Raw genomic sequence first — 24030 nt, 5'->3', positions numbered from 1 at the left:
GCTCGGCGCGCGGCCGGCAGCTCCCCACGTCGAAAGGTGGGGGAGGCGTAGCCGCGCGCCGCCTCCATTGTTACCTTGCGGCCCTCATGCGCCCCGGACGAGGTATTGCGGTCGCGGCCTTCGGCTGCGCGATCCTCACCCATCACGACGCCCGAGCGCAGGACGCGTATCTCCAGGGCGTCTTCACCGGGTCGAGCGGCGTCACCGACAACGTGAGCTCCGCGGCCGAGCCGCCGGCCGGGCCTGGCCCCGAGGCCGACGGCTTCGGGACCGCGAGCCCCGGCCTGATCTTCACGTACACGACGCCGCGCACCTCGCAGACGCTGTCCTACACCTTCGCGGCGAGCTTCTTCTTCCTGCACTCGGAGGCGAACTCGTACTCGAACATGGCGATGTGGTCCGGCCGCTTCGTCACGTCGCCGAGGACGACGCTGACGCTCGGCGCCGCCGGATCGCAGGGCCAGCTCAACACCTTCCAGCTCGAGCAGGCGCCGGGGACCACGACGATCGCGGGCACCGCGGGCGGCACGACGAACTTCGTGCAGGGGTCGGTCAACGAGGGGTTCTCGTTCCAGCCCTCGCCGGTCTGGCAGCTCGGCCAGGCGGCGACGTTCCTCGTCTACAACCCGCTCCTGGACCGCCCGCAGCGCACGTACAGCGCGGCGAACACGCTGAGCGCGCAGCGGATCTTCCGGCACGACATCGCGTCGCTCGCGCTCTCGGTCGGCTACACCCATTTCGACAACGTCCCGGTGACCGACGCCGACCCCGCGACCCCGGACACGTACGTGGGGCGCGACCAGCTCCTCAGCACGCTCGTGGCGAGCTGGCAGCACGACCTCGGCCGCCGCTTCTCGAGCCAGCTCGACGTCGGCGGGGTCGTCGCCACCGACCTGACGGGCGACGCCGAGTCCCTCGTCAGGCCGGCCGGGCTCGCGGCCCTGCGCTACACGCACGACCGGGGCGAGGCCGAGCTCGCGTACATGTACGCGGCGACGCCCAACGTCTTCCTTCAGCAGATCCAGCTCTCTCACCAGCTCACGCTCCGCGCCGCCGCGCCCATCCTCCGCCCCTCCTGGCGCCTGTCGGTCGAGGGCTCGGCCGGCGTGCAGTTCGCGCGGCCCCTCGAGAGGAACGCCGAGGGCGAGCTCGACACGGGGCCGAACACGACCGCGGTGCTCACCGACGTCGCGCTGCTCTGGAGCCCCGTCATCGTCATCCCCGATTTCGCCCTCGCGCTCCGCTACCAGCACACGAACCAGCACACAGCGGCGAGGACAGCGGAGCTCCCCGACACGCGCATCGTGCGCAACGCGCTGCTCGTGTCCGTGTCGGGCGCGTTCCCGCGGCGGATGGAGGCGGGCTCGCGCATCTCGATGACCCAGCCCTTCGGCTCGGCGGGGCCCGTGGGCCCGCCGCACCGGGATCCGGAGCCGATCGAGCCGCCGGAGGGCTCGGAGCCGGCGGCGGCCGGCGACGCCGCGCCCTGACCCCTGGTCGCCCGGGGGGCCTCACCGAGCTGCCCGGCCGCCGCCCTCACGCCCATCGCGGCCGGGTTGCCGCGCGGGGCGCGCTCAGGTGCGGCGCGCGAGGAGGAAGGCCCTGTCGTCCTCGGGGAGCTGATCGCCGCGGAACTCCTCGAGCATCTGCGTGAGCTTGTCGGCGATCGACGCGACCGGGCGGCCAGCGCTGGCGGCGCACAGCTTGGCGAAGCCGGTGCCGAGCGCGTGCAGGCCGAGCATCTGCTTGGACGAGTTGCGCAGCTCGGTGAGCCCGTCGGTGTACATCGCGAGCACTTCGCCGGGCGCGAGCACGCTCTGGTGCGCCTCCATCGGCACGAGGCCGATCCCGAGCGCCGGGTTGACGGCCGCCTGGAGGTGCCGCAGGCCGCCCTCCGCTGTCGCGACGAGCGCCGGCGGGTGCCCCGCGTTGACGCACTCCATGCGGCCCGTCGCCGGGTCGAGCGCGACGGCCACCATCGTCACGAACGACTGCTCCGGCAGGTACTCGCAGAGGTAGGCGTTCAGCCGGTCCATCATGCCCGTGATCCCGCGGCCGGCGTCGACAGTCGCCCTCACCATCGTGTGCACGCTCGACCCGATGAGCGCGGCCTGGAGCCCCTTGCCGCAGACGTCGGCGACAGCAAGCAGGAGGCGGCCGTCGGGCATCGGGACGATGTCCACGTAGTCGCCGCCGACCCACCGGCACGGCTCGAAGCCGAGCGCCACGTCCAGCGCCTTGAACTCCAGCCGCTTCGGCACGAAGGTCCGCTGGATCTGGTGCGCCATCTCGAGCTCGCGCTCGATCGCCGCGTGCGCCTGCGCGTGGCGCCGCGCCTCCCAGGCCGACTCGGCCTGCTGGTAGACCTCGGCCGCGAGCGCGATGAGCCCGAGCCACTCGACGCTGCCGAAGTCGGGCGGCAAGGTCACGTAGAGCAGGTTCATCAGCTGCTCCTCGACCCGCAGCGGGCACGCGACGACCCAGAGCGCCATGACGTCGCGCGACATCGTGAGCTCGACCGTGGCGCTGTCGCTCACCAGGTTGCCGGCGAGCACCGGCTCGCGCGTGTCCTGCACCGCCGCGAGCACGCGGCGCGAGATGTACGGCGGCGCGACCGAGTCCTCGCGCCGGAGCGACTGGAACGGGCGATGCGGCCCGGACAGGATCGTGAGCGCGCCGTTCTGCCGGAGCCGCAGGGCGAGCGCCATGCTGCCGTGGAAGTCCTCGCGGACCATCAGCTGGCAGAGCGCGTCGAACCGGTCCGTGGCGTCCTCGATGCTGAGGAGCCGCCGCGACAGGTCCATCAAGGTGAACAGGTGCTTCGCGGCGATGCGCGGCGGGTCGAGCTCCCCGAGCTTGCGGATCGCTGTCGGTTTGTCCTCCTCGAAATGGAGGCCGCCCGGCTCGAGCGGCACGCGGGGGGCCCGCGCCGTGAGCTGGAACTCGAGGACGTAGTCGCCGATCCCGATGCGATCGCCCGGCTTCAGCACCTTCTCGTTGATCCGCTCGTCGTTGACGAGCGTGCCGTTGGTGCTGCCGAGGTCGCGGATCCACCACCTGCCGAACGGATCGCAGAAGAGCTCCGCGTGGCGCCGGGAGACCGTGTAGTGGTCGAGCGTGAGCTGAACGCCCGGCGCCCTGCCGATGACGATATGGGACTCGGTCAGCGGCCGCCGCGTCCCCGGGAGATCGCCGAGGCGGATCTCCAGGTGGCCCTTCCAATCCGAGCTCGATGGCGCAGAGCCCAGGCTCTCATCTGCAGGCGACATCGTTCGACCTGGCCCGACCATGGGCGGCGGCGTGGACATGGACCGTCTTCGATGGGTACCGAACCGGCGCCCTGACATCAAGGGGATGCTGGCAATTTCGCGACCGCGGAAAGAGCCCTCATCCGTGACCTGTAACCAAGGGCGCGCCGCGAGCAGGCGCGCCGCGAGCAGCCCCGCCGAGCACCGCCCACAACGCGGGTGTTGCGCGATACATCGCGGTGCTGCGGGCGAGCAGGCGGGCGCGCGACGGAGGGACCCGCTGTCGCAAGGACCGCCCCGCCGCGGCGCGCCGCCCACGCCGCGCCGCGCCGCGCCACCTTTGCGCGCGCGGCGGCCGGGAGCGCGCCGTGCAGGTGGGCAGAGGCGCCGCGCGGGCCCCCTCCGTCAGGCCTTGATGACCTTCTGGTTCTCCGCGCGGTAGACGCCGCGGGTGTCGACGATCAGGGCGGCGTGCTTGAGCACCAAGTCGTAGTCGACAACGGAGTGATCGGTGACGAGCAAGACCGCGTCGTGGCTCTTGAGGGTGTCCTCGTTGAGCGGCAACGACGAGAGCTCCGGCAGGTGCGGCCAGGTGCGCATGCGCGGCAGCTTGGGCACGTGCGGGTCGTGGAAGCTGAGCACGGCGCCGAGGCGGCGGAGGAGCTCGATGATCTCGAACGCAGGGCTCTCGCGCGGATCGTCGATGTCCTTCTTGTAGGCGACGCCGAGGAGCAGGACCTTCGTGCCCTTCAGCGCCTTGCCGCGATCGTTGAGCGCGAGCTGGAGCTTGTTGACGACGTAGTGCGGCATCTCGACGTTCACCTCGCCGGCGAGCTCGATGAACTTCGTCGAGACGCCGTACTCGCGCGCCTTCCAGGCGAGGTAGAACGGGTCGAGCGGGATGCAGTGACCGCCCCAGCCCGGGCCCGGGTTGAACCGCATGAAGCCGAACGGCTTGGTCGAGGCGGCGTCGAGCACCTCCCAGACGTCGATGCCCATGGAGTCGTAGACGACCTTGAGCTCGTTCACGAGGGCGATGTTGATCGCCCGGAAGATGTTCTCGGTCAGCTTCGCCGCCTCGGCCGCGCGGGCGGAGGACACCGCCACGGTGCGCGCGATCGCCTGCGAATAGAGCGCCTGCGCCAGGACCAGCGAGGCGCGGTCGACGCCGCCGACGACCTTCGGGATCGTCGCTGTGCTGTGATCCCGGTTGCCCGGGTCCTCGCGCTCGGGCGAGAACGCGAGGTAGAAGTCCTCGCCCATGCGCAGGCCCGACTGCTCCAGGATGCCCTTCACGAGCTCGTCGGTCGTGCCGGGGTACGTGGTGGACTCGAGCACGACGAGCTGCCCCTTGCGCAGCCGCTCCTTGATCTTCTGCGAGGAGCCGACGACGTAGCTCATGTCGGGCTCCCGCTGGGCCGTGAGCGGGGTGGGGACGCAGATGAGGATGGCGTCGGGCTCGTTGAGCCGCGAGAAGTCCGCCGTCGCCTCGAGTCGACCCGTCTTGGCTGCCGCCGCCACGCGCGCAGGATCGAGGTGCTTGATGTAGCTCTTCCCCTCGGCGAGCGCGGTGACCTTCTCGGGGTCAACGTCGAAGCCCAGCACGCGGAAGCCTTTCTCGATGAACGTGAGCGCCAGCGGCAGGCCGACATAACCCATGCCGATGATGCCCACCTGGGCTTCGCGTGCGGTGATCTTCGCCAGGAGGCTCTCGACCGCAGCGGGATGCGTCTCTGCCATTTCCTTTTATCTCCAGTGGTGGAGGGGAACCGCCACGCGGATCCCGACCCATGTTCGAAGAGAGGGGCCCGACGCTACCACAGGCCCCCAAAATTCGCTCGAGTGTCGAAGCGGATCCCCGGCGCCGGGAAGCGGTCCTGCTGGTGGAGGTGGACCGGCGGCGTCGGGAAACACCTCAGCATCGGGAAACACCTCAGCGGCGGCGGCGCACCGCTTCCCGGGCGAGCTGGAGGAAGTCGCGCGACGCCTGCCGCGCGATCAGCAGCGCGGACGCGACGAAGACCGACCCGCCCGCGACAACCTCGGCGCCCAGGCGGAACCCGCGCGGCAAGGGCCCGAGCTCCCGCACGCCGTAGCGCACGGCGAGCACGGCCGCGACCATGGGCAGGCACGCGATCAGCGGGCGGATCAGCGGGCGCAGCAGGCGCATGTAGGGGACGCCGTCGGCGCGCTGGACGACCCAGAGGCTCGCCAGAGCGTGCACCCCGAACGCCACGCCGACCCCGGCGCAGGCCCAGAGCACGCCGCCGATCGATCCGAGCAGCGCGATGCCGCCGATGATCGCGCCGACCTTGAGCCACTCGAGGATCATGATCGTCCGCGTGCGGCCGTAGACCTGCATGTAGGAGGACATGACCCAGCCGATCGGGCGGGTGATGCCGAGCGCCGACAGCACGGCGAGGAGCGAGCCGGCCGGCTCCCAGGCCTCGTTGAAGAAGGTGTCGTTGAGGATCGTCGGGGCGACCGCGCCGAGGCCGACCGCGAGCGGGAAGATGATGAGCGAGAGCAGCGTGAGCGCGCGGACGAGCGCGGTCTTGCGCTGCTCCGGCTCGAGCTTCGCGAACGACGGGACGAGCACGTCGCCGATGCGCTCGCCGACCTGGGAGGCCGGGATGTCGGCGAGGTTCCACGCGAGGTTGTAGAGGCCGCCGACGTGCTCCCCGAAGAGGCGGATCATGACGAGGTTGTCCCACTTGGACGCCCCGAAGTTCGCCAGCGATCCGAAGTTCAGCGGGATGCCGAAGGCGAACAGCTCGCGCGCCTTCTCGCGCGAGAGGGGGCTCGGCGTGAGCCATTCCGCGAGCTTCACGGCCGGGACCGTGGTGACAACGCGCACGAACGCGCGCAGGAGCGTGGCGACAACGATGGCATTGCCGCCCCAGCCACGCATCGCGAGGACGACCGACGCCGCGGTGTAGGTGAGCTCGCCGGCTGCGTTGCGGAGGCTGACGCTGCGGAACCGCATCTCGCGGATGAGCAGGCGGTCGGGGATGTACCAGAGCCGGTCGATGAGCATCGCGAGGATCAGCCCGGGCATGAACTCGAGCATCCCCGGCGCGCCGACGAGGTGCACCGCGATTGGCTCCCGGAGGAGGTAGATGAGGCCGATGGCGACGAGCCCCGCCGCGTGGAAATAGACCGTCGCGTTGAAGAGCATCTGGCGGTCGAGGTTCGGCCGCGACGCGATGTACTGCCCGATCCCGAGGCTCGAAAGAAAATGCGCCGTCATGATGACGACGGAGGCGGCCGAGACCTCGCCGTACACATCCGGCGCGATGAACCGGGTGAGCACGAGGGTGCCTATCAGGCCGAGCACGCGCGAGCCGAGCCCCGTCGCGATCGTCCAGACCGCGCCAAGGACGGCCTTGCGGGCGAGCGCGGAGGAGCCGGCCACGATCAGGGCACGAAGATGGTATCGCCCGCCTTGAGCACGAGGTCCTGCTCAGGCCGCTTCCGCGAGGCGATATCGTCGTAGTTGACGGGGATGTGCCGGAACTTGCCGGGGCTATCCATGCGGATGAGCAGGATCTGATCCGTCGAGGCGAACTGGTTGGGGCCGCCGGCGAGCGCGAGCGCCTCGGAGATGGAGACGAAGTAGTTGGAGGCGTAAATGCCGGCGCGCGCGACGTTGCCGCTGACGACGAACCGGTAGCTGTTGATCCCGGTCACCGCGACGGTGATCACGGCGGTCTCGTCCTTCACGAACTCCGAGAGCCGCTTCTTCAGCTCCTCGCGCACCTCGCTCGGGGTCTTGCCGGAGACGAAGACGTCGCCGATGAGCGGCATCGTGATGACGCCGTCGGCCCGGACGAGCGCGTCGCTCGACAGGTCGGCCATGCGCCAGACGTTGATCCGGATCTGGTCGCCGACCCCGATCACGTACTCGTGCTTACGCGGGTCGTATTCCTTCGCGTAGTTCGCCGGATTGTAGATGTACGTGGGCGAGCACCCGGCGGAGAGCGCGGCGAGCGCGAGCCCTGCCGCCGCCACAAGCGTTCCTCTCATGAACGACCGTTTCGTGGGACGGGCTGTGCCTTCCATGGGCGTCTGCATCGAGGAGGAAGTCAGGCAGTACGGGGTTTCGATCGCGGCGATCTCGGCAGTACGGCTGCGCGGTTGCGCGGTCCTCACCGAGCGGCGCCAGCATTGCAGGAAGGCCGTCCGCCGCCAAGGGGAAGTTTTCATCCTGCGACAAGGCGCAGGATCCTCGCGAGGAACCGGCTTGACGGCCCGAGGGTCGCTCTGGAAGCTCGGCTTTGATGCTGCTTCATGTCCAACGGATCGCGGTCCCCTTCGAGTACCCTGTCTACTTCACGGAGGGCGTCTTCTCGCCGAGCAACGCCGATCTCGCGTCCGCGATCGCCGCGAGGGAGCCGCGCCGGCGGCACCGGGTGCTGCCGGTGATCGACGGCGGCGTGGCCGCGGCCTGGCCGTCGATCGCGGAGGACATCGCGCTGTACGTCGGCGCGCACGCGGAGCGGCTCTCGCTCGTGGCCGAGCCGATCGTCGTCCCTGGTGGAGAGGCGTCGAAGAACGACGGCGCGGCGACGGCGGCGCTGCAGGCGCGGCTCGACGCGCTCGGGATGGATCGGCAGTCGTTCGTGATGATCGTCGGGGGCGGAGCGGTGCTCGACATGGCCGGCTACGCGGCGGCGACGGTGCACCGGGGCGTGCGGGTCGTGCGGATCCCGACGACGGTGCTCGCCCAGGCCGACTCGGGGGTCGGCGTGAAGAACGGCGTCAACGCGTTCGGGAAGAAGAACCTGCTCGGCACGTTCGCGCCGCCGTTCGCGGTGCTCATCGATCCGCGCTTCCTGGAGACGCTTTCCTTGCGCGACAAGGTGGCCGGGATGGCGGAGGCGGTGAAGGTCGCGCTCATCCGGGACGCGCGGCTGTTCTCGTGGCTGACCGAGCATGCGCCCGCGCTCGCGTCGGGGTCGCTCGCGCCGCTCGCGACGCTGGTGCGCCGGTCGGCGGAGATCCACCTCCAGCACATCGCGACAGCGGGCGACCCGTTCGAGCTCGGGAGCGCGCGGCCGCTCGATTTCGGGCACTGGGCTGCGCACAAGCTGGAGTCGCTCACGAGGCACCGGCTGCGTCACGGGGAGGCGGTCGCGATCGGGATCGCGATCGACACCGTCTACGCCGAGCTGGCCGGGCTCTGCAGCGAGGCGACGGCGGCCGCGGTGCTCTCGACGCTCGAGGCGCTCGGCTTCGCGCTGTGGGACGACGCGCTCGCGCTCACGCGCGGGGGCGGTGAGCGGGGCGAGCGGCTGTGCGTGCTCGACGGGCTGGACGAGTTCCGCGAGCACCTCGGGGGCGAGCTCACGGTGACGCTGCTCGAGGACGTCGGGCGCGCGCGGGAGGTGCACGCGATGGAGGAGCGGCACATCGTCGCGGCGATCGCGCGGCTGCGCGAGCGCGCCGGGAGGCGGGGGGCGCCCGCGGCGGCCGGCGCGGCGGGAGCGGCGCGGTCATGAGGCTCGCGTGCGCGGGGGCGCCGCACCTCACGTACTGCACCAACATCCACCCGGGCGAGACGTGGGCGGAGGTGAAGCAGGGCCTGGAGACGCACCTGCTCGCGATCTGGTCGCGCGCGGCCGGCGGCCGGCAGGGCGCGCCGCGGGACGGAGAGGGCGCGCCGCGGGATGGAGAGGGCGCGCCGCGGGACGGAGAGGGCGCGGGCGTCGGCGGCGTCGAGCGCCCGCGGTGCGGCGTGGGGCTGCGGCTCTCGGCGAGGGCGGCCGCGGAGCTCGCCGCGCCGGCGGAGCTCGAGGCGTTCCGCGATTTCCTCGCGCGGAACGGCCTCTACGTGTTCACGCTGAACGGCTTCCCCTATGGCCGGTTCCATGGCGCGCCGGTGAAGGAGCGCGTGTACCTGCCCGACTGGCTCGACGAGGAGCGCCTCGCCTACAGCGATCTCCTGGCGACGCTCCTCGCCGCGCTGCTGCCGGCCGAGGAGGGCCTGATGGGCAGCGTCAGCACCGTGCCCGGCGCCTTCAGGCCGCGGGTGCGCGCGCCCGACGACGCGGAGGCGATGGCGCGACGGCTGGTGAGGCACGCCGTGCACCTCGTCGACGTTCACCGCCGCACGGGCAAGCGGATCGCGCTCGCGCTCGAGCCGGAGCCGTGCTGTTTCCTCGAGACGACGCCCGAGGCGATCGCCTTCTTCACCGGGCACGTGTTCGCGCGGGAGCGCGCGCGGGAGCTCTCGGCGCTGACAGGGATGAGCCTGCCGGACGCGGAGGAGGCGCTGCGGGCGCACCTCGGCCTCTGCTTCGACGCCTGCCACATGGCGGTCGAGTTCGAGGACGCGCCCGCGTCGCTCGCGGCGCTCCGCGCGGCGGGCATCGGCGTGCACAAGGTGCAGCTCAGCGCCGGGCTGCGCGCGCGCGTGGCGGAGCGCGATCCGGCGACGATGGCGAGGCTGCGCGCCTACGCGGAGGACGTCGTGTACCTGCACCAGGTGGTCGAGCGGCGCGGCGGCGCGGGCGGCGGCGGGGGCGAGCTCGTTCGCTACCTGGATCTGCCCGAGGCGCTGGCTGCGCTCGAGGGCGCGCGGGCGGCGCCGCCGGAGGAGCGGCCGGAGGAGTGGCGCGTCCACTTCCATGTGCCGATCTTCCGGGGGATCGAGGGAGCGCTCGGGACGACGCAGCCGGAGCTGGCGGCGCTGCTGTCGCACCTGAGCGAGCGGCCAGCGACGCAGCACCTCGAGGTCGAGACCTACACGTGGGATGTCCTTCCGGAGGACCAGCGGCGCGGAGGCGTGGTCGAGGCGGTCTCGAGGGAGCTCCGCTGGGTGGAGGAGCGGATGGTGCGCGGAGGATCGGGCGATGGCGCCGGCGCTGGCGTCGGTGCGGCTGGCGGAGAAGGAGCATGACGATGACGTCACGCGCGCGGGTGTATCTGCGGCTCGGCCGCGTCTCGAACCTGCCCACGGTCTGGACGAACGTGCTTTGCGGCATGGCCCTGTCGGGGGCCGTCCTGCGCGCGCGCGAGGTGGCGCTCGTGGGGCTGGCGGTGTCGCTGATGTACGTGGGTGGGATGTTCCTGAACGACGCCTTCGATCGGGAGATCGACGCGCGCGAGCGCCCGGAGCGGCCGATCCCGTCCGGCCTCGTGAGCGCCCGCGAGGTGTTCGCGGTGGGGTACGGCTTGCTCGGCGCGGGGGTGCTGCTCGTCGGCGGCCATGGGTACGCGGAGAGCCGGGGCGCGGCGCCGGCCGTGGCGAGCGCGCTGCTCGCGGGGGCGATCGTGCTGTACGACGCCTGGCACAAGGGCAATCCGCTGAGCCCGGCGCTCATGGGGCTGTGCCGCGTGCTTGTCTATGTGACGGCGGCGCTCGCGGCCGGGGGGCAGCTCGGGATCGCGCTGTTCGGCGGGGGGATGGCGCTGCTGTTTTACCTGATCGGCCTGACGGCGATCGCGAAGCAGGAGAACCTGCTGGCGGTCCGCAGCCTGTGGGCGCTCGGCTTCATGGCGGTGCCGTTTCTCTACGCGATGGGGACGCCGCTCACGGGAATGATGGGGATCGTCGCCTACGGGGCGCTCGTCGGCTGCGTGATCCACGCGGTCAGGCTGCTCCGGGGGACGCGGAAGGACCGGATCCCGCGCGCCGTGGTGACGCTCATCGCGGGGATCTCGCTGCTCGACGCGGTGCTCATCGCGAGGACGGGCGCGCCGGGGGCCGGCTGCGCGGCGGCGCTGGCGATGCTGGGGTTTCCGCTGACGCTGGCGATGCAGCGGGTGGTCAGGGGGACGTGAGGACGGGCATCGGGATCGGCAGCTCAGCCAGCCTTGTCCTTGATCAAGACCGGGATACGACATCTCGATCCGCTGGAGGCAAGAACCATCATGTCACATCGCGCTCGAAGCTTTCAGGCTGGCCTCCTTGCGCTCATCTTCGCAGGGTCCGGATGCGCGCTCGTCCTCGGCCTTGACGAGTTCGAAGATGCTTCCGGGTCGGAGGCTCAGGGCCCAGGCGGGAATGACAGCGCGAGCGCATGTACTCCCAGGACGATGGAGCGATGCTATAGCGGCCCGCAGGACACGGCAGACGTCGGATCATGCAGATCTGGCCTACGGACCTGCAATGGCGATGGAAGCGCGTGGGGCGCGTGCACGAACGAAAAATTGCCTGACCAGGAGAGCTGCGCGCTCGACGAGGATGAAAATTGCGACGGATTCGACTGCACCTTGTGGGCATAGTCCTTCGGCAAGGAAGCAGTCGCACACTCCGTGGCGACCGACAAAGAAGGGAATATCATCGTAGCAGGCCGTTTCTTCGAGGCCATACAGCTCGGCGCTGAGCCACTCGAGAGCGCCGGCGAAGCGGACGCGTTCGTCGCCGCCTTTGACAGATCCGGAAATCATCTCTGGAGTCACAAGTTCGGAGACGCAGCGGCTCAGGAAGCGACATCCGTGAGCGTGGACGCCTCCGGCAACGTCATCGTGACTGGCGTCAGCGACACGTCGGGAGACCACAGATGGAGCCGCGACTTCGAAGGAACCGGCCACAATGCGATAGGCGGCATCAGCGCTGACAGCTCCAACAACCTTGTACTCATCGGCGAGTTCGCGGATGAGCTGAGGGTGGACAACGAGATCCTGGAACATCACGAGCTTCCGTCACCATGGGTGCTCAAGCTCGATGCGTCAGGGAACACGCTCTGGGCAAAATCCTACGGCGCCCACGGAATTTCGTTCGGCATCGCTGTCGAGACAGACCCGAGCAACGAGATCGTCGTCACGGGCTCATTTTCTAGCGGGATTGACTTCGATACGGGCACGTCGGAGGCAGAGGCTGACGCTCTGTTCCTCGCGAAGCTCGGAATCTAGCACAACGTCACATCATGCCGACCACGTGGGACTGCTGCACGAAGTCGTGGGCACGAGCATCAGCCAAAGAGATGATCCAGCACGATCTTGCTGACATCAACGGCAAGAACACGCTCATCCGGCAGCAGCGAACCACAACTGGAAATGGCCAGCGGCCCTCGTTCCAGACGCTCGTTCAAGCGCCCGTGAGATCCATTCACCAGCGCAGTATCGAGTGGGACCACGTCCATCAGATAGCGTAGACCGAGCTTCTTCTTGATGAGCCTCCAGCCCACGCTGGCCGGCAGGAAGCGTAGCTCGGGATCAGCAAAGAGCTCGACAGGATCGTACCCTGGCTTGCGGTGAATATCGACGGTCCTGGCAAACTCCGGGGCTTTCTCATCATCAAGCCAGTAATAGTAGCTGAACCATCGATCCTCTCGTGAGGCCGCGACGAGCTCGCCCGACCGCGCATGATCCAGCCCGGCAGAGCGCTTGCCGTCCGCATCGAGGACGAAGTCCACCCCGGGCAGCCCTTCGAGGAGCGCCTTCACCTCCTGGATCCTCTCCGGACGACGCACGTAGACATGCGCCACCTGGTGGTCTGCCACGGCAAATGCCTCGGAGGCGCCGGCATCAAGCTTCTCGAGCCCACGTTCAACGCGGACGCGCAGCAGCCCCTGCTCTCGGAGCGTTCGGTTGATGTGCACTGCCCCGGACACGCGCGTGATGCCGTACTCGGACAGGACGATGACGCGCGCCCCATCCTTCTGCACATGCTCGATGAGCTCGCCGCAGACGGCGTCCACGGCGCGGAGGTCATCCTTGATCGCGGGGTGATCCGGCCCCAGCCGTTGCAGGTTGTAGTCGAGGTGCGGGAGGTAAACCAACGTCAACGTCGGCCGTCGCGTGTCGTACACGTGGCGCGCGCACCGCGCGATCCACGCCGTCGACCGGATATCCGCGTTCGGCCCCCAGAAGTTGAACAGAGGGAACTCACCCAGCCGGAATACGAGCTCATCGCGCAGCGACGCCGGCTCCGTGTAGATGTCCGGCAGCTTGAGCCCGTCCGCCCAGTAGATCGGCCTCGGCGTCACCGCGTAGTCTGCCGAGCTGTACATGTTGTACCACCAGAACAGCTTGGCACAGGTGAACGTCGGGTCGCGCCGGCGCGCGGCGTCCCAGATCTTCTCCCCCGCCACGAGCTGGTTCGCCTGGCGCCACAGGTTCACCTCGGCGATGTCGCGAAAGTACCAGCCGTTCGCGACGCAGCCGTGACCGCTCGGGAGGAGACCTGTCGTGAACGTCGACTGGACCGTGCACGTGACCGCTGGCAGCACGGTCTGCAAGGGACGCATGGCGCCTTCGCGAGCGAGCCGCTGAAGGTTCGGCGTGGCGTCGCCGAGGAGCTCGCCGGTGAGGCCAACGACGTTGAGGACGACGGTGCGGTGCATGGGTCTGCTCGTTCAGCTCTGCACGACGGGGGTCTGTCCCCGCAAGACCGAATTGCCCTCGAACAGCGCGCGTTGATCCACGGCAGGCGCCTCGCCGAACTCGGTCAGATCGAGGCGACCGCTCTGGGCAAAGAAGGCGAGCGGGTTCTTCCACACGATCCGCTCGATCACCTCCTCCGCGATCCCGTTCTCGCGCATCCGCGCCGCCGTCTTCGGCACCTTCAGCGGATCGCTCACGCCCCAGTCCGCCGCGCTGTTGATCAGGATCCGCTCCGCGCCGTATTTCTTGACCAGCGCGACCATCCGGTCCTCGTCCATCTTCGTGTTCGGATAGATGGAGTGACCAGCCCAGCAGCCGGTCGCGAGCACGAGCGGCAGCGTCTCTTCGTTGTTGTGGTCGATGAGCGCGCGCTCTTCCGGAAAACGAAGCTCCCGCAGCAGGGCGAGCGTCCGCTCGGTGCCGCGCTTCTTGTCGCGGTGCGGCGTGTGCACGAGGACGGGGAGATCGTGCTCTCTCGCGAGCTCGACTTGCAAGACCAGGTATTTCTCCTCCTCGGCCGTCATGTCGTCGAACCCGATCTCGCCTACCGCGACCACCCCCTCCTTGTCGAGGTAGCGCGGCAAGAGATCGATGACGCCCTGCGCCACACGGGGGTTGTTGGCCTCCTTCGGGTTGAGCCCCATCGTGCAGAGATGGCGGATGCCGAACTGGCTGGCCCGGAAGCGCTCCCAGCCGAGCAGGGACGCGAAGTAGTCCTCGAACGTGCCGACGTGCGTCCTTGGCTGGCCGAGCCAGAACGCGGGCTCGAGGACGGCGACGATGCCGGCGGCGGCCATCGCCTGGTAGTCGTCCGTCGTTCGCGATGTCATGTGGATATGAGGATCGAATAGCTTCACTGGTTCCTCCAGCGCGCGCGGCTTCACTCGGGGATCCGCGTCGCGCGCTCGTGCTCTTGCTCCAGCGAGAGCAGGCCGATGTCGGCCGGAACGCTCCGGCCAGCCGCCCTCCGCTCGCTCGCGTAATCCTCCGCCATCCTGGCGAGCTCGCCCGATCGCCGCTGCTCCAGCCCGACGATCCGGGCGAGCGCCACGCCCATGAACATGGCCTTGAGGACCATCTGGTTGAAGTTGAGGTCCGGAAAGCAGGCTGCCGGGTAAGGATTCTCGCAGGCGATCGCCTCGAAGACGGGCAGCTCGTTCGTACGGCACGCATCCACCGCAAGGGGGACGAAGCGCTCCGCTCCGCTCACGAACGGTAAGGCCCTCAGGATCGCCTGACGCTCGCGACTGTCGCCCTGCTGATAACAGGTCCCGAGCAGCGGATCGAGCTCCGAGGGGGGGAGGCTCCTCGACACCAGCGCGATCATCGTTGCCCGGCCAAGCTCATCAAGGCGCCAGCGGTCGACCGCCGCAGAGACGCCGGCAGCGTTCAGCGCCTCTCGCTCGTCCGATTGAAGGCCGAGCGGCGCCTTGCCGAGCGCGCGCGCCGCCGCGGTGAACGTCGCCTGGAAGTGGTCGCGATCGAACCAGGCAGACACCTCGCTCATCGACGCGACGCGCTCTGCCCCTTGACGCACACCTGTCCCGGCCACCGCCTCGACGCGCTCCAGCCAGGAGGCGGCCGCTGGCGGAATCCGGTGCGACAGGATCTCGAGCAACAGTAGGGAAGGGTCTTTCATTGTAGTCGTGCTCGCCGGTTCCGGATGCTTCTGGCACGACGTGAGGACGTGGCGCCGAGCGGTGGAAATTTATACCAAGGAGCGCGCTGTTCGGATAGCCTCCTACGGCATGATGGACCAGAAGCGTTTCCTTTTGTCTTACATGCCGATCGCAGCCGCCCTTCTCGGGCTGGGCGTCACACTGAATGGCTGCGGGGGCAGCGACTCCGGAGCAGGGGCGGGCGGCGCAGGCGGCGCAGGCGGCGCGGGCGGGGGATCCGGTCCCGGTGGAACGACGACCAGTGGAACGGGGACCGGCGGCGCTACCGCCACGAGCACGGGCACCCCCGCGACGGGCAGCGGAGCCGGTACGTCCACCAGCGGAACGGACGGCTCGGGAGCCGGCCCCGGGACCGGAACCGGCGCAGGCGGGCATGGAACTATCGACTGCGACGAGCCGGGCGGGACCGTGCCGCCGCTCAAGCTCACGGAAGTAGCGAGCGGATTTGAGCTTCCTCTGTTCGCGACGAGCGAGCCGGCAGACGCCAGCCGACTCTATGTGTTGGAGCAGCGCGGAAAGATCCGCCTGGTCAGCGGAGGCGCGGTGCAGAGCGCTCCGTTCCTCGATATCGCCGCGGATGTCTATCAGACGCCCGGTAACGACGACGAGCGAGGGCTCCTCGGGCTCGCGTTTCATCCGGACTACGCGGACAACGGCAGGTTCTTCGTCTATTTCAACACGAGGTCACGCACGCTGGTCCTCCGGGAGTACAGGCGCTCGACGAGCAACCCGGATCAAGCGGACCCGCAGTCGCAACGCGAGTTCTTCTCGATACCGGTGCTGGTGGGCAATCACAACGGCGGGATGCTCGCCTTCGGCCCCGACGGCATGCTCTACATCGGCGTCGGTGACGGAGGCGGCAGCAGCAGCGATCCGGACCCGAACAACAACGGCCAGAACATCAACGTGAAATACGCCAAGATCCTGCGCATCGACGTCGACAAGTATCCGACGCCCCCGGACGGCAATCTCACCGGTGGAGATCCGGACGTATGGGATTACGGCTTGCGCAACCCGTGGCGCTTCACCTTCGATCGCTGCAGGGGTGATCTGTACATCGGCGACGTCGGCGGACGACTCTTCGAGGAGATCAACATCGAGCCGCGCGGCCAGGGCAACAAGAACTACGGATGGAGCGTCACCGAAGGGAGCACCTGCCTCAAGGCAGACGAGCCGCCGGGGTGCACGTCGCCGACGATCACGGCGCCCGTCCACTCTTATGATCACAACCGCGGCGACGGTTCAGTGACCGGCGGCTACGTCTACCGTGGCAGCAGGATCCCCGCGCTTCGCGGCAAATACCTGTTCGGTGATTACGCCACCGACAGGATCTGGATGCTCACCTGGAAGGACGGCCTCATCGAGCCCAGCAGCTCGCTCAGCCAGGACCTCGCTTCCGAGAGCACCATCCAAGGTCTGGCTTCTTTCGCCGAGGACGCAGCCGGCGAGCTGTACGTCGTCTCCTATGGAGGGAGCGTCTTCCGGATCGATCCGGAATAGATTGCACCGCGTCCATCGGGGGCGCGCGCGATGGATCGTCGCTGGTGATACTGCTGAAGCGCAGCTTGACAAGTCTGGACTTGAGCCATGCGGAAAACATTGAAACAGGCGGCGGGGTGGGCGCTCGCGATCGGGCTGCTAAGCCACGAGGCAGCGGCCGGGATCGATGACCTCAAGGGCACCACGCCAAACGACATGCCACAACCGAACAACCTCGGCACCGCCGAGCGCTGCGACGGCTGCCATCTAGCAGAATCCGAGGACACTCGGGATTACATGCCCACGGATACATGGGCAGGCACCATGATGGCCAATGCTTGGCGGGACCCTGTCTTCAAGGCGGCCCTGACGATCGCGAACCAGGACGCCGCGGGGATCGGCACCTTCTGTCTGCGCTGCCACTCACCCATCGGCTTCTTGAATGGGAGGGCCACACCTCCGGATGGCTCTGGATTCGACCCCAACGCCGCCGTCGACGGCGTGATCGTCGACGGCCAAGGCGTCAGCTGCAACGTCTGCCACCGGGCGCTGCCAACCAATGGCCCCGATAACGCCGAGCCGTACTTCCTCGGGAATGCTCAGCTCGTCTTCGATTACTCACCGGAGGCCGCTGGGTTCATCAACACACCCGTCATGTACGGTCCTTACGAGAACATCGCCTCCAGGTCTCACGTTGGCGAGCAGGCCCCCATGCTCGCCGACTCCCGGTTTTGTGGTCAGTGTCACCAGGTCACGAACCCGGAGGTGATGCTGCGGGACGCGAGCGGGGAGGACACGAACATCGAATTCCCTCTTGACACGACCTATGAGGAGTGGGCCTCGAGCGACTTCAGCGATGGTAAGCCGAGCGAGAAGAGCTGCATCGACTGCCACATGCGCAGAAAGGCCGGGGAGTGGACGGTCGCCGACAACGCGCCGCTGCGCACCGATCCTCGCGACCACCTGATCGTCGGCGGCAACCACTGGGGCATCCAGGCCGTCATGGCGGCTGACCCGATCCGCGCCGCAGAGCGCGCCACCTCCTTTCAACTCGCCCTGGACCGCACCCTCGAGAGCCTCGCCTCCGCCGCATCGGTCACGCTCGTCGAGGCCCCCGAGCAGGGTGAACCCGGGGGCGAGATCACCGTCACCGTGCGCGTCGAGAACCTCACCGGTCACAAGTTCCCGACGGGCTACGCGGACAGCCGGCGCGCCTGGATCGCCGTGTTCCTCGTCGATGAGGCCGGGGTCGAGCGGCCGCTGCTCGGCGGCTACGACGCCGATACGGGCGAGATCCAGCGCGAGCCGGCGACCCACGAGTACCGGGCGGTGCACGGGCGGTGGAACAGCGAGGCAGGCGTCGGTGAGAAGGGGGATCACCTCGCGCTCCACGACATGATCATCTCGGACACCCGTATCCCGCCGAAGGGCTTCGTCCCGTCGCGGACCACCCAGCCGAGCCAGGAGATCGACTTCAGCGACGGGAACGGCGGATACCGCAACCACGACGAGGCGAGGTTCACGCTCACCGTGCCGGCCGACGCCTCCGGCGCCCAGACGCTCTCGGCGCGCGTCTACTACCAGTCGATGACCAGAGAGTACGTCGAGTTCCTTCGATCCGCGAACGTCACGGACGACAAGGGAGAAGAGCTCATGGCCATCTACGAGGAGACCGGCGAGGCGCCGCCCATCCTCGTCGCAAGCGAAGACGCGCCGATCGATCTGGGAGCGCCGCCCGACACCACCGGCAGCGGCGGCGGCGACGGCAGCGGTGGCGGCGGCGTCGGCGGGAGCCCGACCGGCGGCGCCGCCGACGGCGCTCGCGACGACGGCGGATGCGGCTGCCGGACGCCCGGCAACAGCCACGACCGGTGGCTCCCCGCAGCGCTCGCAGGGCTCGCCCTCGCCTCCGCCGCAGCCCGGCGCCGGCGAGCGCACAAGCCCCGTTGAGCATCAACCCACCAGGGTGAACTCAACCCACCAGGGGAAGAGGAAGCCTCGCCCGGACGACGGGCGAGGCCCTGAGCGCGTCCGTCCCGCCTTGTCGCGCGACGTTTTTCGCTCGCCTCGCTGCCCGGTGCCAGCATAGACACGTACCGAGCGCCCCACGACGAGCCTCGCCTTGCCCATCTCCCGCCTCGTCGATCCCCTGTTCCTCATCCTCGTCGCCACGGGGCTCGGCCTCGCGCTCTCCGGCGGCGACTGGAGCTACCGCGCGCGCCGCTCGAAGGCCGGCCGAGCCCTCGCGTGGAGCGCATGGCTCACGCTGTGGCTGCTCTCCATGCCGTGGGTCTCGAGCTCGCTCGCGCGTCGGATCAGCACGCCGCCGAGGGACCTGCGCGCAGACCTCGCGGGGACCCCGCCCGAGCGGCGGGTCCTGATCCTCCTCACCGCCGGGATCGACGCCGACGAGTTCGGCGAGCCCGCCATGGAACGGCAGTCGGCGGCTGGCCTCGAGCGCAGCCTCGGCGCCGTGCGCGTCTACCGCGAGCACGGCTTCGGCCACGTGATCATCTCGGGACGGGACGTCCAGCGCGCGCCCACCGAGCTCGCGGGCAGCATGGCCGACCTGCTCGTCGAGCTGGGCGTGCCGAGGAAGAAGATCATCCTGGAGACCGAGTCGCGCGACACCCGCGAGAACGCCATCCACGCGGCCCGGATCGCCCGCAGCCTCTCGGCCGAGAGGGCGGTGGTCGTGACGAGCGCGATGCACATGCGGCGCTCGCTCCGCATGTTCGAGCGCGCAGGCCTCGACGTCCTCCCCGCGCCGGTCAGGTTCCAGTCGCTGCCGCCCGAGGGGCTCGAGGGGCTGTTCCCGTCGTCGCTCGCCCTCTACCGATCGCAGCGCGTCGTTCACGAGCTCGTCGGTCTGCTGGAGCCGTGACCGGCGAGGTCACGGCGCCGCGCTCACGACGTCGCGCATTTTCTGCCCTTGTGTCGTCGAGCGCTCTCGCGCCGTCGAGCGCTCTCGCGCCCTCGCGCTACCAGGTGACCTTCTGCGACCCGCGGAGGAAACGCCACAGGCCGACCACCGCCGCCGCGTTGAGCACAACGAAGGTGCGCGCGAGCGCGCCGAGCTTGCCAGCGACACCCCCGAGCACGGCGAGCAGATAGAACGCCGCCTGCCCCCCGAACAGCGCGCGCGCCGCGTAGAGCGTCCACGAGACGTCGCCGCTGGCCTCGGCGCCGACCCAGGCGGCGGTCGATGTGATCAGCAGCGCGACGAGCGCCCAGGGGCACACGAGGCGAAGCACCTTGTGCGAGAAGACCTCGAGCCAGGACGGGTTCCTGAACGGAACGAGGAGCGCCGGGAGCAGCGAGAAGAGCTGGTAGTTGCCCGCGAGCGTGCGCACCTTGCGGCCGAACTCGCGCTCGTCGCCGAAGGCGTCGTCGTACGCGATCGCGTCCTGCGCGAAGAGGATCTCGCGGCCCTCGAGGCGAAGCCGCATCGGCACCCACATGTCATCGAGGATGACGCCCTCCGGGAGCCGGCCCATGTCGGCGCGCCGGATCGCGTAGATGGGACCGGTCACCCCCACCATGCTCCGGAACCGCCCCTCCTGGAGGCGGATCCAGTTCTCGTAACGCCAGTAAGCGCCCGAGCCCGCCGAGCCCTTCAGGACGAGGTTGCCGGAGACGCAGCCCGCATCGGGGTCGGCCAGCAGCCGCACGAGCGCCCGCAGCGCGCCGGGCACGAGGGGCTGGCGGATATCGGTCATCAGCAGCACCTCGCCCGTCGCGACGCCGAGCATCGTGTTCACGCCGACCGGCTTCCCGCGCCGCGCCTCGCTCACGATCACCTTCACCCGCGGATCGCGCTCGGCGAGCTGCCGGGCCACGAGCACCGTGTCGTCGGTCGAGCCGTCGGAGTAGAGCAGGACCTCCAGCTTGTCCCTGGGATAGTCGAGCGCGAAGAGGCTCTCGACCTTCGCCGGGAGGTACGACGCCGCGTTGTAGACGGGGATGCACGCCGTCACGGTCGGGAGGTAGCCCGGATCCTCCTTCCGCTGCGCCGGCCACAGCCGCGCGAGCACGCCGATAACGACCGGGTACCCGACGTACGTGTACACGAGCACCGCCACGGCCAAAAAGGAGGCAATTACCACGCTAAACTGTAAAGCGCCGGTCGGGGGCGGTTGTCAATCGACATGGACGCCCCCGCCGGGGTCGAGCGGTTCACCTCGCCTGCGCGCCGCGCGGCGCATGTCGCACGTTCGTCACCGCATGGCGCGCCACGCGTGTCGCGACACACGGCGCGTGCGCGCCGCGCGCGATCAGTTCCGCACCTTCACGCTCCGGATGACGTCTCCATCCACGAGCGCCGCCCACGGCCCGGCGGCGGCGCCGACGGCCGCGTACTGGCCGTCGAGGTGCGGCGCGCGCGCGTGCATGACGAAGAGCTGGCTCGATCCGGTGTCGCGGCCGGCGAGGGCGACGCCGACGCGGAGCGGCTCGAACGCGACCGGCGACGTCTCGCAGCGGAGCGCCGGCCTGCCAGGAGGACCTCCGGCGCCGTCGCCGAACGGCGCGCCGAACTGGGTGACGAAGCCGGGCACCACGCGGTGCACGATCTTGCCGTCGTAGTATCCCAGGCGCGCGAGGTCGACGAAGCGGGTCACCGCGACCGGCGCCAGCGCAGGGTCGAGCGTCATCGTGAGCTCGCCGGCGTCCGTGTCGAACGTCAGCACCGCCGGCTCGCGCACGAGCGCGGAAGCCTCGGGCGGCACCTCGCCGACCGGCGGCGCGACGGCAGGCCGCCCCGCCGCGCCCGCGTCGCCCGGCAGCCCGGCGTCGCACGCGACCTTGCGGCCGCGGAGCACGCCGAGCGCCGTCCCCGCGTGCGCCCGCGTCGTGGGGTAGCTCGACCTGCAGAGCTCCTCCAGGCGAGCCTCGGCCGGCCTCAGCGCGAGCGCCCCCGCCGCGTCGATGGCCGCGCCGATCAGCTCCGGGTCGTCGCGCGCGGCGGGGCGATCGAGGATCGCGATCAGCGCGGCCTCGATCGCCGGCGACGTCACAGCGGTGGGGGCGTCCTTCCCCTCGCGCCCCGCCTTGCGCTTGCGCTTGCCCTGCCCCGGGGCCTCCGACGCACGCTGCGGCTGCCGCGCGATCACCTCGGCCGCGGCGGCGACGAGGCCCGGCTCCTCCGCGGCCAGCGCCTTCGCGAGCAGATCGGGCGCCCCGGCGATCTCCTCGTGCGAGGCGATGAGCTCGATCGCGGCCTCCCTCGCGCGCAGCTCGCCCGACTCGGCGTAGGCGCGGAAGGCGGCGAGCCGCGCGCCCGTGATGGCGCCGCGGCCGATCACCTCGACGACCGCCCGCGCGCCGATCGAGCCGCGCACAGGCGCGCCGGCGTCCGGCTTGCTCCCCGGGGCGCCCGGCGCCGTGACGTCGCAGCCGAGCAGCAGCGGATCGCGGAAGTTCTCGCCCGCGAGGAGCCTGGCCGCGCCGCAGCGGAGCCACGCGACGCGGCGGAGGATCGCCGCGGGCGCGCTCGGCGGCGGCGGCAGGGCGGCGAGATCGCGGAGCGGCTTGCGCGCGGCGCCCGCCGCGCCGAGCGCCTCGAGCGCGGTGAGCAGCGCGCCGAAGTCCTCGCTCACGAGGCCCGTGAGCGCGATCGGGTCCGCGCTCGGGACGAGCGAGGCGACAGCGTCGGCGAGCGCGCGCTGGCCGGGCGCGCCGAGCCGCTTCAGCGCGCGCGCGGCCTCGGCGCGCTCGCTCGCGGTGAACACGCCGCGCGTGGTGAGCACGCGGGCGAGCTCGCCGACGGCCGCCTCCCCTGCCCTGCCCAGCGCGCGCACCGCGAAGAGCCGCGCGTCGCCCGCCTCCGCGAGCCGCGCGGCGGCGACGTCGCGGATCCGGGGGATGACCGTGAGCGGGACGTGCTCGAGCCGCCCGATCGGGTAGAGCGCCTCTGGCACCGGCGGGCTGGCCGCGCTGCCCGAGGCGAGGTTGAGCAGCGCGACGAGCGTCTCCTCCCGGAGCTTGAGCTTGATCGCCGCGAGATCGCCGAGCGCGTACGCCGCGTGGACCGCGCGCTGGCGCGGCCCCTCGAGCCACGCGACCAGCGTCGGCTCGGACGCCTCGGCGCCGCACCGCCCGATGGCGCGCGCGATCGCGCCGCCCGCGTCGAGCCGCGGAGGTCCCGCGGCGGCGCCGCTCGCCGCCGCGCCGCCGCCACGCGCGGACGCCGACGCCGCGGGCGCGACGGCGCTCGCCGCCGCCGCGCCGCCGTTCACGGGCGCGACGGCGCTCGGGGCGGCCGACAGGCCCGGGCCGGCGTCGCGGGCAAGGGCGCGCGCGACGAGCATCGAGACCGTCTCGCCCTCGTGCTCCTTGCACGAGGACCCGAGGCCGTACGCGCCCCACGCGATCACCTCGTCGTCCTCGTCGGCGAGCGCCCGCACGAGCCCGGGCCGCGCCGCGTCGCCGCCGATGCGCGCGAGCGCGCGCGCGGCGGCGCGCCGCACGTCGACGTCGCGGCTCTGCTGGTCGGCGGGGCTCACCTCCAAGGCGGCGCGGCGCTGCTCGGCGGCGAGGAGGGCGCCGAGCCGATCCTGCGCCGCGCCGGCGGCGGCCGGAGCCGGCGCCGAGCTGCCCGCGTCGGGCGCGGGGCCGGGCGCCGGCTGCCCGTCGCAGGCGGCGAGGGGCTGGGACAGCGCGAGCAGCGCGAGGAGAGAGAAGGAGGAGCGCCTTCGCGGCATGATCACGTTTCACCCTGCCGGTCGGCGTCGAGCAGCCAGTCGGCGCTCTCGCTGAGGATCCGCCGGCGGCGCATCGCGCGCGCGTCGAGCCACATGGAGACCACCTCGTGACCGCGTTGCCACGCGCGCGCAACCATCGGCGCGCGCACGTGCGGCGACGGCAGCGCGCAGGCGTCGATCCCGACGTCGCGGAAGTTCTGGAGAGCCCTCGCCATGTGCCAGGGGCAGGTGACGATCGCCGCCCGCCGCGCGCCCATGCGGCGCAGGAGGGCCGCGCTGAAGATCGCGTTCTCGTGCGTCGTCAGCGACCAGAGGTCCTGGACGATCGCGTCCGCGGGGACGCCGGCGCGCCGCAGCTCGGCGGAGAGCACGCGCGCCTCGATCTGCGCGCCCCAGCGGCGCCCGCCGCTGGCGATCACCCGCGGCGCGACCCCCTCGCGGTAGGCCTGCGCCGCGGTCGCCGCGCGGCGCGCGCCGGGGGCCGCCGGGCGCCCGGACGGGAGCATCCTGCAGCCGAGGACGACGATGGCGTCCGCGTGGAGCGGCATGGGCCCGACCATAGCCCATCGGCCGCGGCGTTCGGTGCCGCCC

At 70.5% G+C, this 24030-nt stretch carries 18 protein-coding genes; 8 read left to right on the top strand and 10 right to left on the bottom strand.

Going from position 1 to position 24030, the window contains the following annotated elements:
* Nucleotides 1–86: 86 nt before the first annotated feature.
* Nucleotides 87–1490 (top strand): hypothetical protein, encoded by a 1404-nt coding sequence (locus WMF42_RS04620; RefSeq protein WP_437690434.1) that lies wholly within the window; start codon nucleotides 87–89, stop codon nucleotides 1488–1490.
* A gap of 84 nt (nucleotides 1491–1574) precedes the next feature.
* On the opposite strand, the gene WMF42_RS04615 is transcribed toward WMF42_RS04620, so the two are convergent.
* From WMF42_RS04615 to WMF42_RS04600, 4 genes are all read right to left on the bottom strand, one after another.
* Nucleotides 1575–3269, bottom strand: coding sequence for a SpoIIE family protein phosphatase (locus WMF42_RS04615; RefSeq protein ID WP_061612377.1), 1695 nt, complete (start codon nucleotides 3267–3269; stop codon nucleotides 1575–1577).
* A gap of 384 nt (nucleotides 3270–3653) precedes the next feature.
* The gene (locus WMF42_RS04610; protein ID WP_061612376.1) at nucleotides 3654–4988 is read right to left on the bottom strand and encodes a nucleotide sugar dehydrogenase; all 1335 of its coding nucleotides are present in this window, start codon (nucleotides 4986–4988) and stop codon (nucleotides 3654–3656) included.
* Between the two features lie 193 nt (nucleotides 4989–5181).
* The gene (locus tag WMF42_RS04605) at nucleotides 5182–6663 is read right to left on the bottom strand and encodes an oligosaccharide flippase family protein (protein WP_233562522.1); all 1482 of its coding nucleotides are present in this window, start codon (nucleotides 6661–6663) and stop codon (nucleotides 5182–5184) included.
* 2 nt (nucleotides 6664–6665) lie between these two features.
* Nucleotides 6666–7274, bottom strand: coding sequence for a polysaccharide biosynthesis/export family protein (locus WMF42_RS04600; RefSeq protein ID WP_061612374.1), 609 nt, complete (start codon nucleotides 7272–7274; stop codon nucleotides 6666–6668).
* Between the two features lie 254 nt (nucleotides 7275–7528).
* Here WMF42_RS04600 and WMF42_RS04595 point away from each other — a divergent pair, with 254 nt between their 5' ends.
* The 4 genes from WMF42_RS04595 to WMF42_RS04580 all read left to right on the top strand — a co-directional run bounded on the left by WMF42_RS04595 (nucleotide 7529) and on the right by WMF42_RS04580 (nucleotide 12107).
* Complete coding sequence (locus tag WMF42_RS04595) at nucleotides 7529–8749, top strand: 3-dehydroquinate synthase (protein ID WP_061612373.1); 1221 nt, start codon at nucleotides 7529–7531, stop codon at nucleotides 8747–8749.
* Nucleotides 8746–10149 (top strand): metabolite traffic protein EboE, encoded by a 1404-nt coding sequence (eboE, locus tag WMF42_RS04590; protein ID WP_437690431.1) that lies wholly within the window; start codon nucleotides 8746–8748, stop codon nucleotides 10147–10149. Before WMF42_RS04595 ends, eboE begins: the two co-directional genes overlap by 4 nt.
* Before the next feature lie 2 nt (nucleotides 10150–10151).
* Nucleotides 10152–11033, top strand: coding sequence for a UbiA family prenyltransferase (locus WMF42_RS04585; RefSeq protein ID WP_437690429.1), 882 nt, complete (start codon nucleotides 10152–10154; stop codon nucleotides 11031–11033).
* Nucleotides 11034–11507: 474 nt separating this feature from the next.
* Nucleotides 11508–12107 (top strand): hypothetical protein, encoded by a 600-nt coding sequence (locus WMF42_RS04580; protein ID WP_437690428.1) that lies wholly within the window; start codon nucleotides 11508–11510, stop codon nucleotides 12105–12107.
* Between the two features lie 59 nt (nucleotides 12108–12166).
* Here WMF42_RS04580 and WMF42_RS04575 read toward each other — a convergent pair whose 3' ends face one another.
* From WMF42_RS04575 to WMF42_RS04565, 3 genes are read right to left on the bottom strand one after another with little or no spacing between them, the layout of a single operon-like run.
* Nucleotides 12167–13540, bottom strand: a complete 1374-nt coding sequence (locus WMF42_RS04575; protein ID WP_437690426.1) for an alkaline phosphatase family protein — start codon at nucleotides 13538–13540, stop codon at nucleotides 12167–12169.
* Nucleotides 13541–13552: 12 nt separating this feature from the next.
* Nucleotides 13553–14437 carry a TatD family hydrolase gene (locus tag WMF42_RS04570; RefSeq protein WP_434045694.1) on the bottom strand — a complete coding sequence of 295 codons (885 nt, stop codon included), beginning with the start codon at nucleotides 14435–14437 and terminating at the stop codon, nucleotides 13553–13555.
* Nucleotides 14438–14460: 23 nt separating this feature from the next.
* Nucleotides 14461–15219, bottom strand: a complete 759-nt coding sequence (locus WMF42_RS04565) for an EboA domain-containing protein (RefSeq protein WP_437690424.1) — start codon at nucleotides 15217–15219, stop codon at nucleotides 14461–14463.
* 109 nt (nucleotides 15220–15328) lie between these two features.
* On the opposite strand from WMF42_RS04565, the gene WMF42_RS04560 reads away from it, so the two are divergent.
* The 3 genes from WMF42_RS04560 (at nucleotide 15329) to WMF42_RS04550 (ending at nucleotide 19622) form a co-directional block, all read left to right on the top strand.
* Nucleotides 15329–16759 carry a PQQ-dependent sugar dehydrogenase gene (locus WMF42_RS04560; protein ID WP_437690422.1) on the top strand — a complete coding sequence of 477 codons (1431 nt, stop codon included), beginning with the start codon at nucleotides 15329–15331 and terminating at the stop codon, nucleotides 16757–16759.
* An 87-nt stretch (nucleotides 16760–16846) separates the two neighbouring features.
* A complete protein-coding gene (locus WMF42_RS04555; RefSeq protein ID WP_437690420.1) occupies nucleotides 16847–18688 on the top strand; it encodes an MYXO-CTERM sorting domain-containing protein in 1842 nt (613 codons plus the stop codon).
* 172 nt (nucleotides 18689–18860) lie between these two features.
* The gene (locus tag WMF42_RS04550; protein ID WP_437690418.1) at nucleotides 18861–19622 is read left to right on the top strand and encodes a YdcF family protein; all 762 of its coding nucleotides are present in this window, start codon (nucleotides 18861–18863) and stop codon (nucleotides 19620–19622) included.
* A 97-nt stretch (nucleotides 19623–19719) separates the two neighbouring features.
* Here WMF42_RS04550 and WMF42_RS04545 read toward each other — a convergent pair whose 3' ends face one another.
* The 3 genes from WMF42_RS04545 to WMF42_RS04535 form a co-directional block, all read right to left on the bottom strand.
* On the bottom strand, nucleotides 19720–20844 hold the full coding sequence (locus WMF42_RS04545) for a glycosyltransferase family 2 protein (protein WP_437690416.1): 1125 nt from the start codon (nucleotides 20842–20844) through the stop codon (nucleotides 19720–19722).
* A gap of 168 nt (nucleotides 20845–21012) precedes the next feature.
* Nucleotides 21013–23439: a peptidylprolyl isomerase gene (locus tag WMF42_RS04540; protein ID WP_437690414.1), complete on the bottom strand. Its 2427-nt coding sequence runs from the start codon at nucleotides 23437–23439 to the stop codon at nucleotides 21013–21015.
* A gap of 2 nt (nucleotides 23440–23441) precedes the next feature.
* The gene (locus WMF42_RS04535) at nucleotides 23442–23987 is read right to left on the bottom strand and encodes a YdcF family protein (protein ID WP_437690412.1); all 546 of its coding nucleotides are present in this window, start codon (nucleotides 23985–23987) and stop codon (nucleotides 23442–23444) included.
* Nucleotides 23988–24030: the final 43 nt, after the last annotated feature.

The sequence above is a fragment of the Sorangium sp. So ce176 genome, from assembly GCF_051519835.1.
In the GTDB taxonomy this organism is placed as follows: domain Bacteria; phylum Myxococcota_A; class Polyangia; order Polyangiales; family Polyangiaceae; genus Sorangium; species Sorangium cellulosum_G.
The sequence above is the reverse complement of the archived record's forward strand: the minus strand, read 5'-3'. Positions and strand labels throughout refer to the sequence as shown.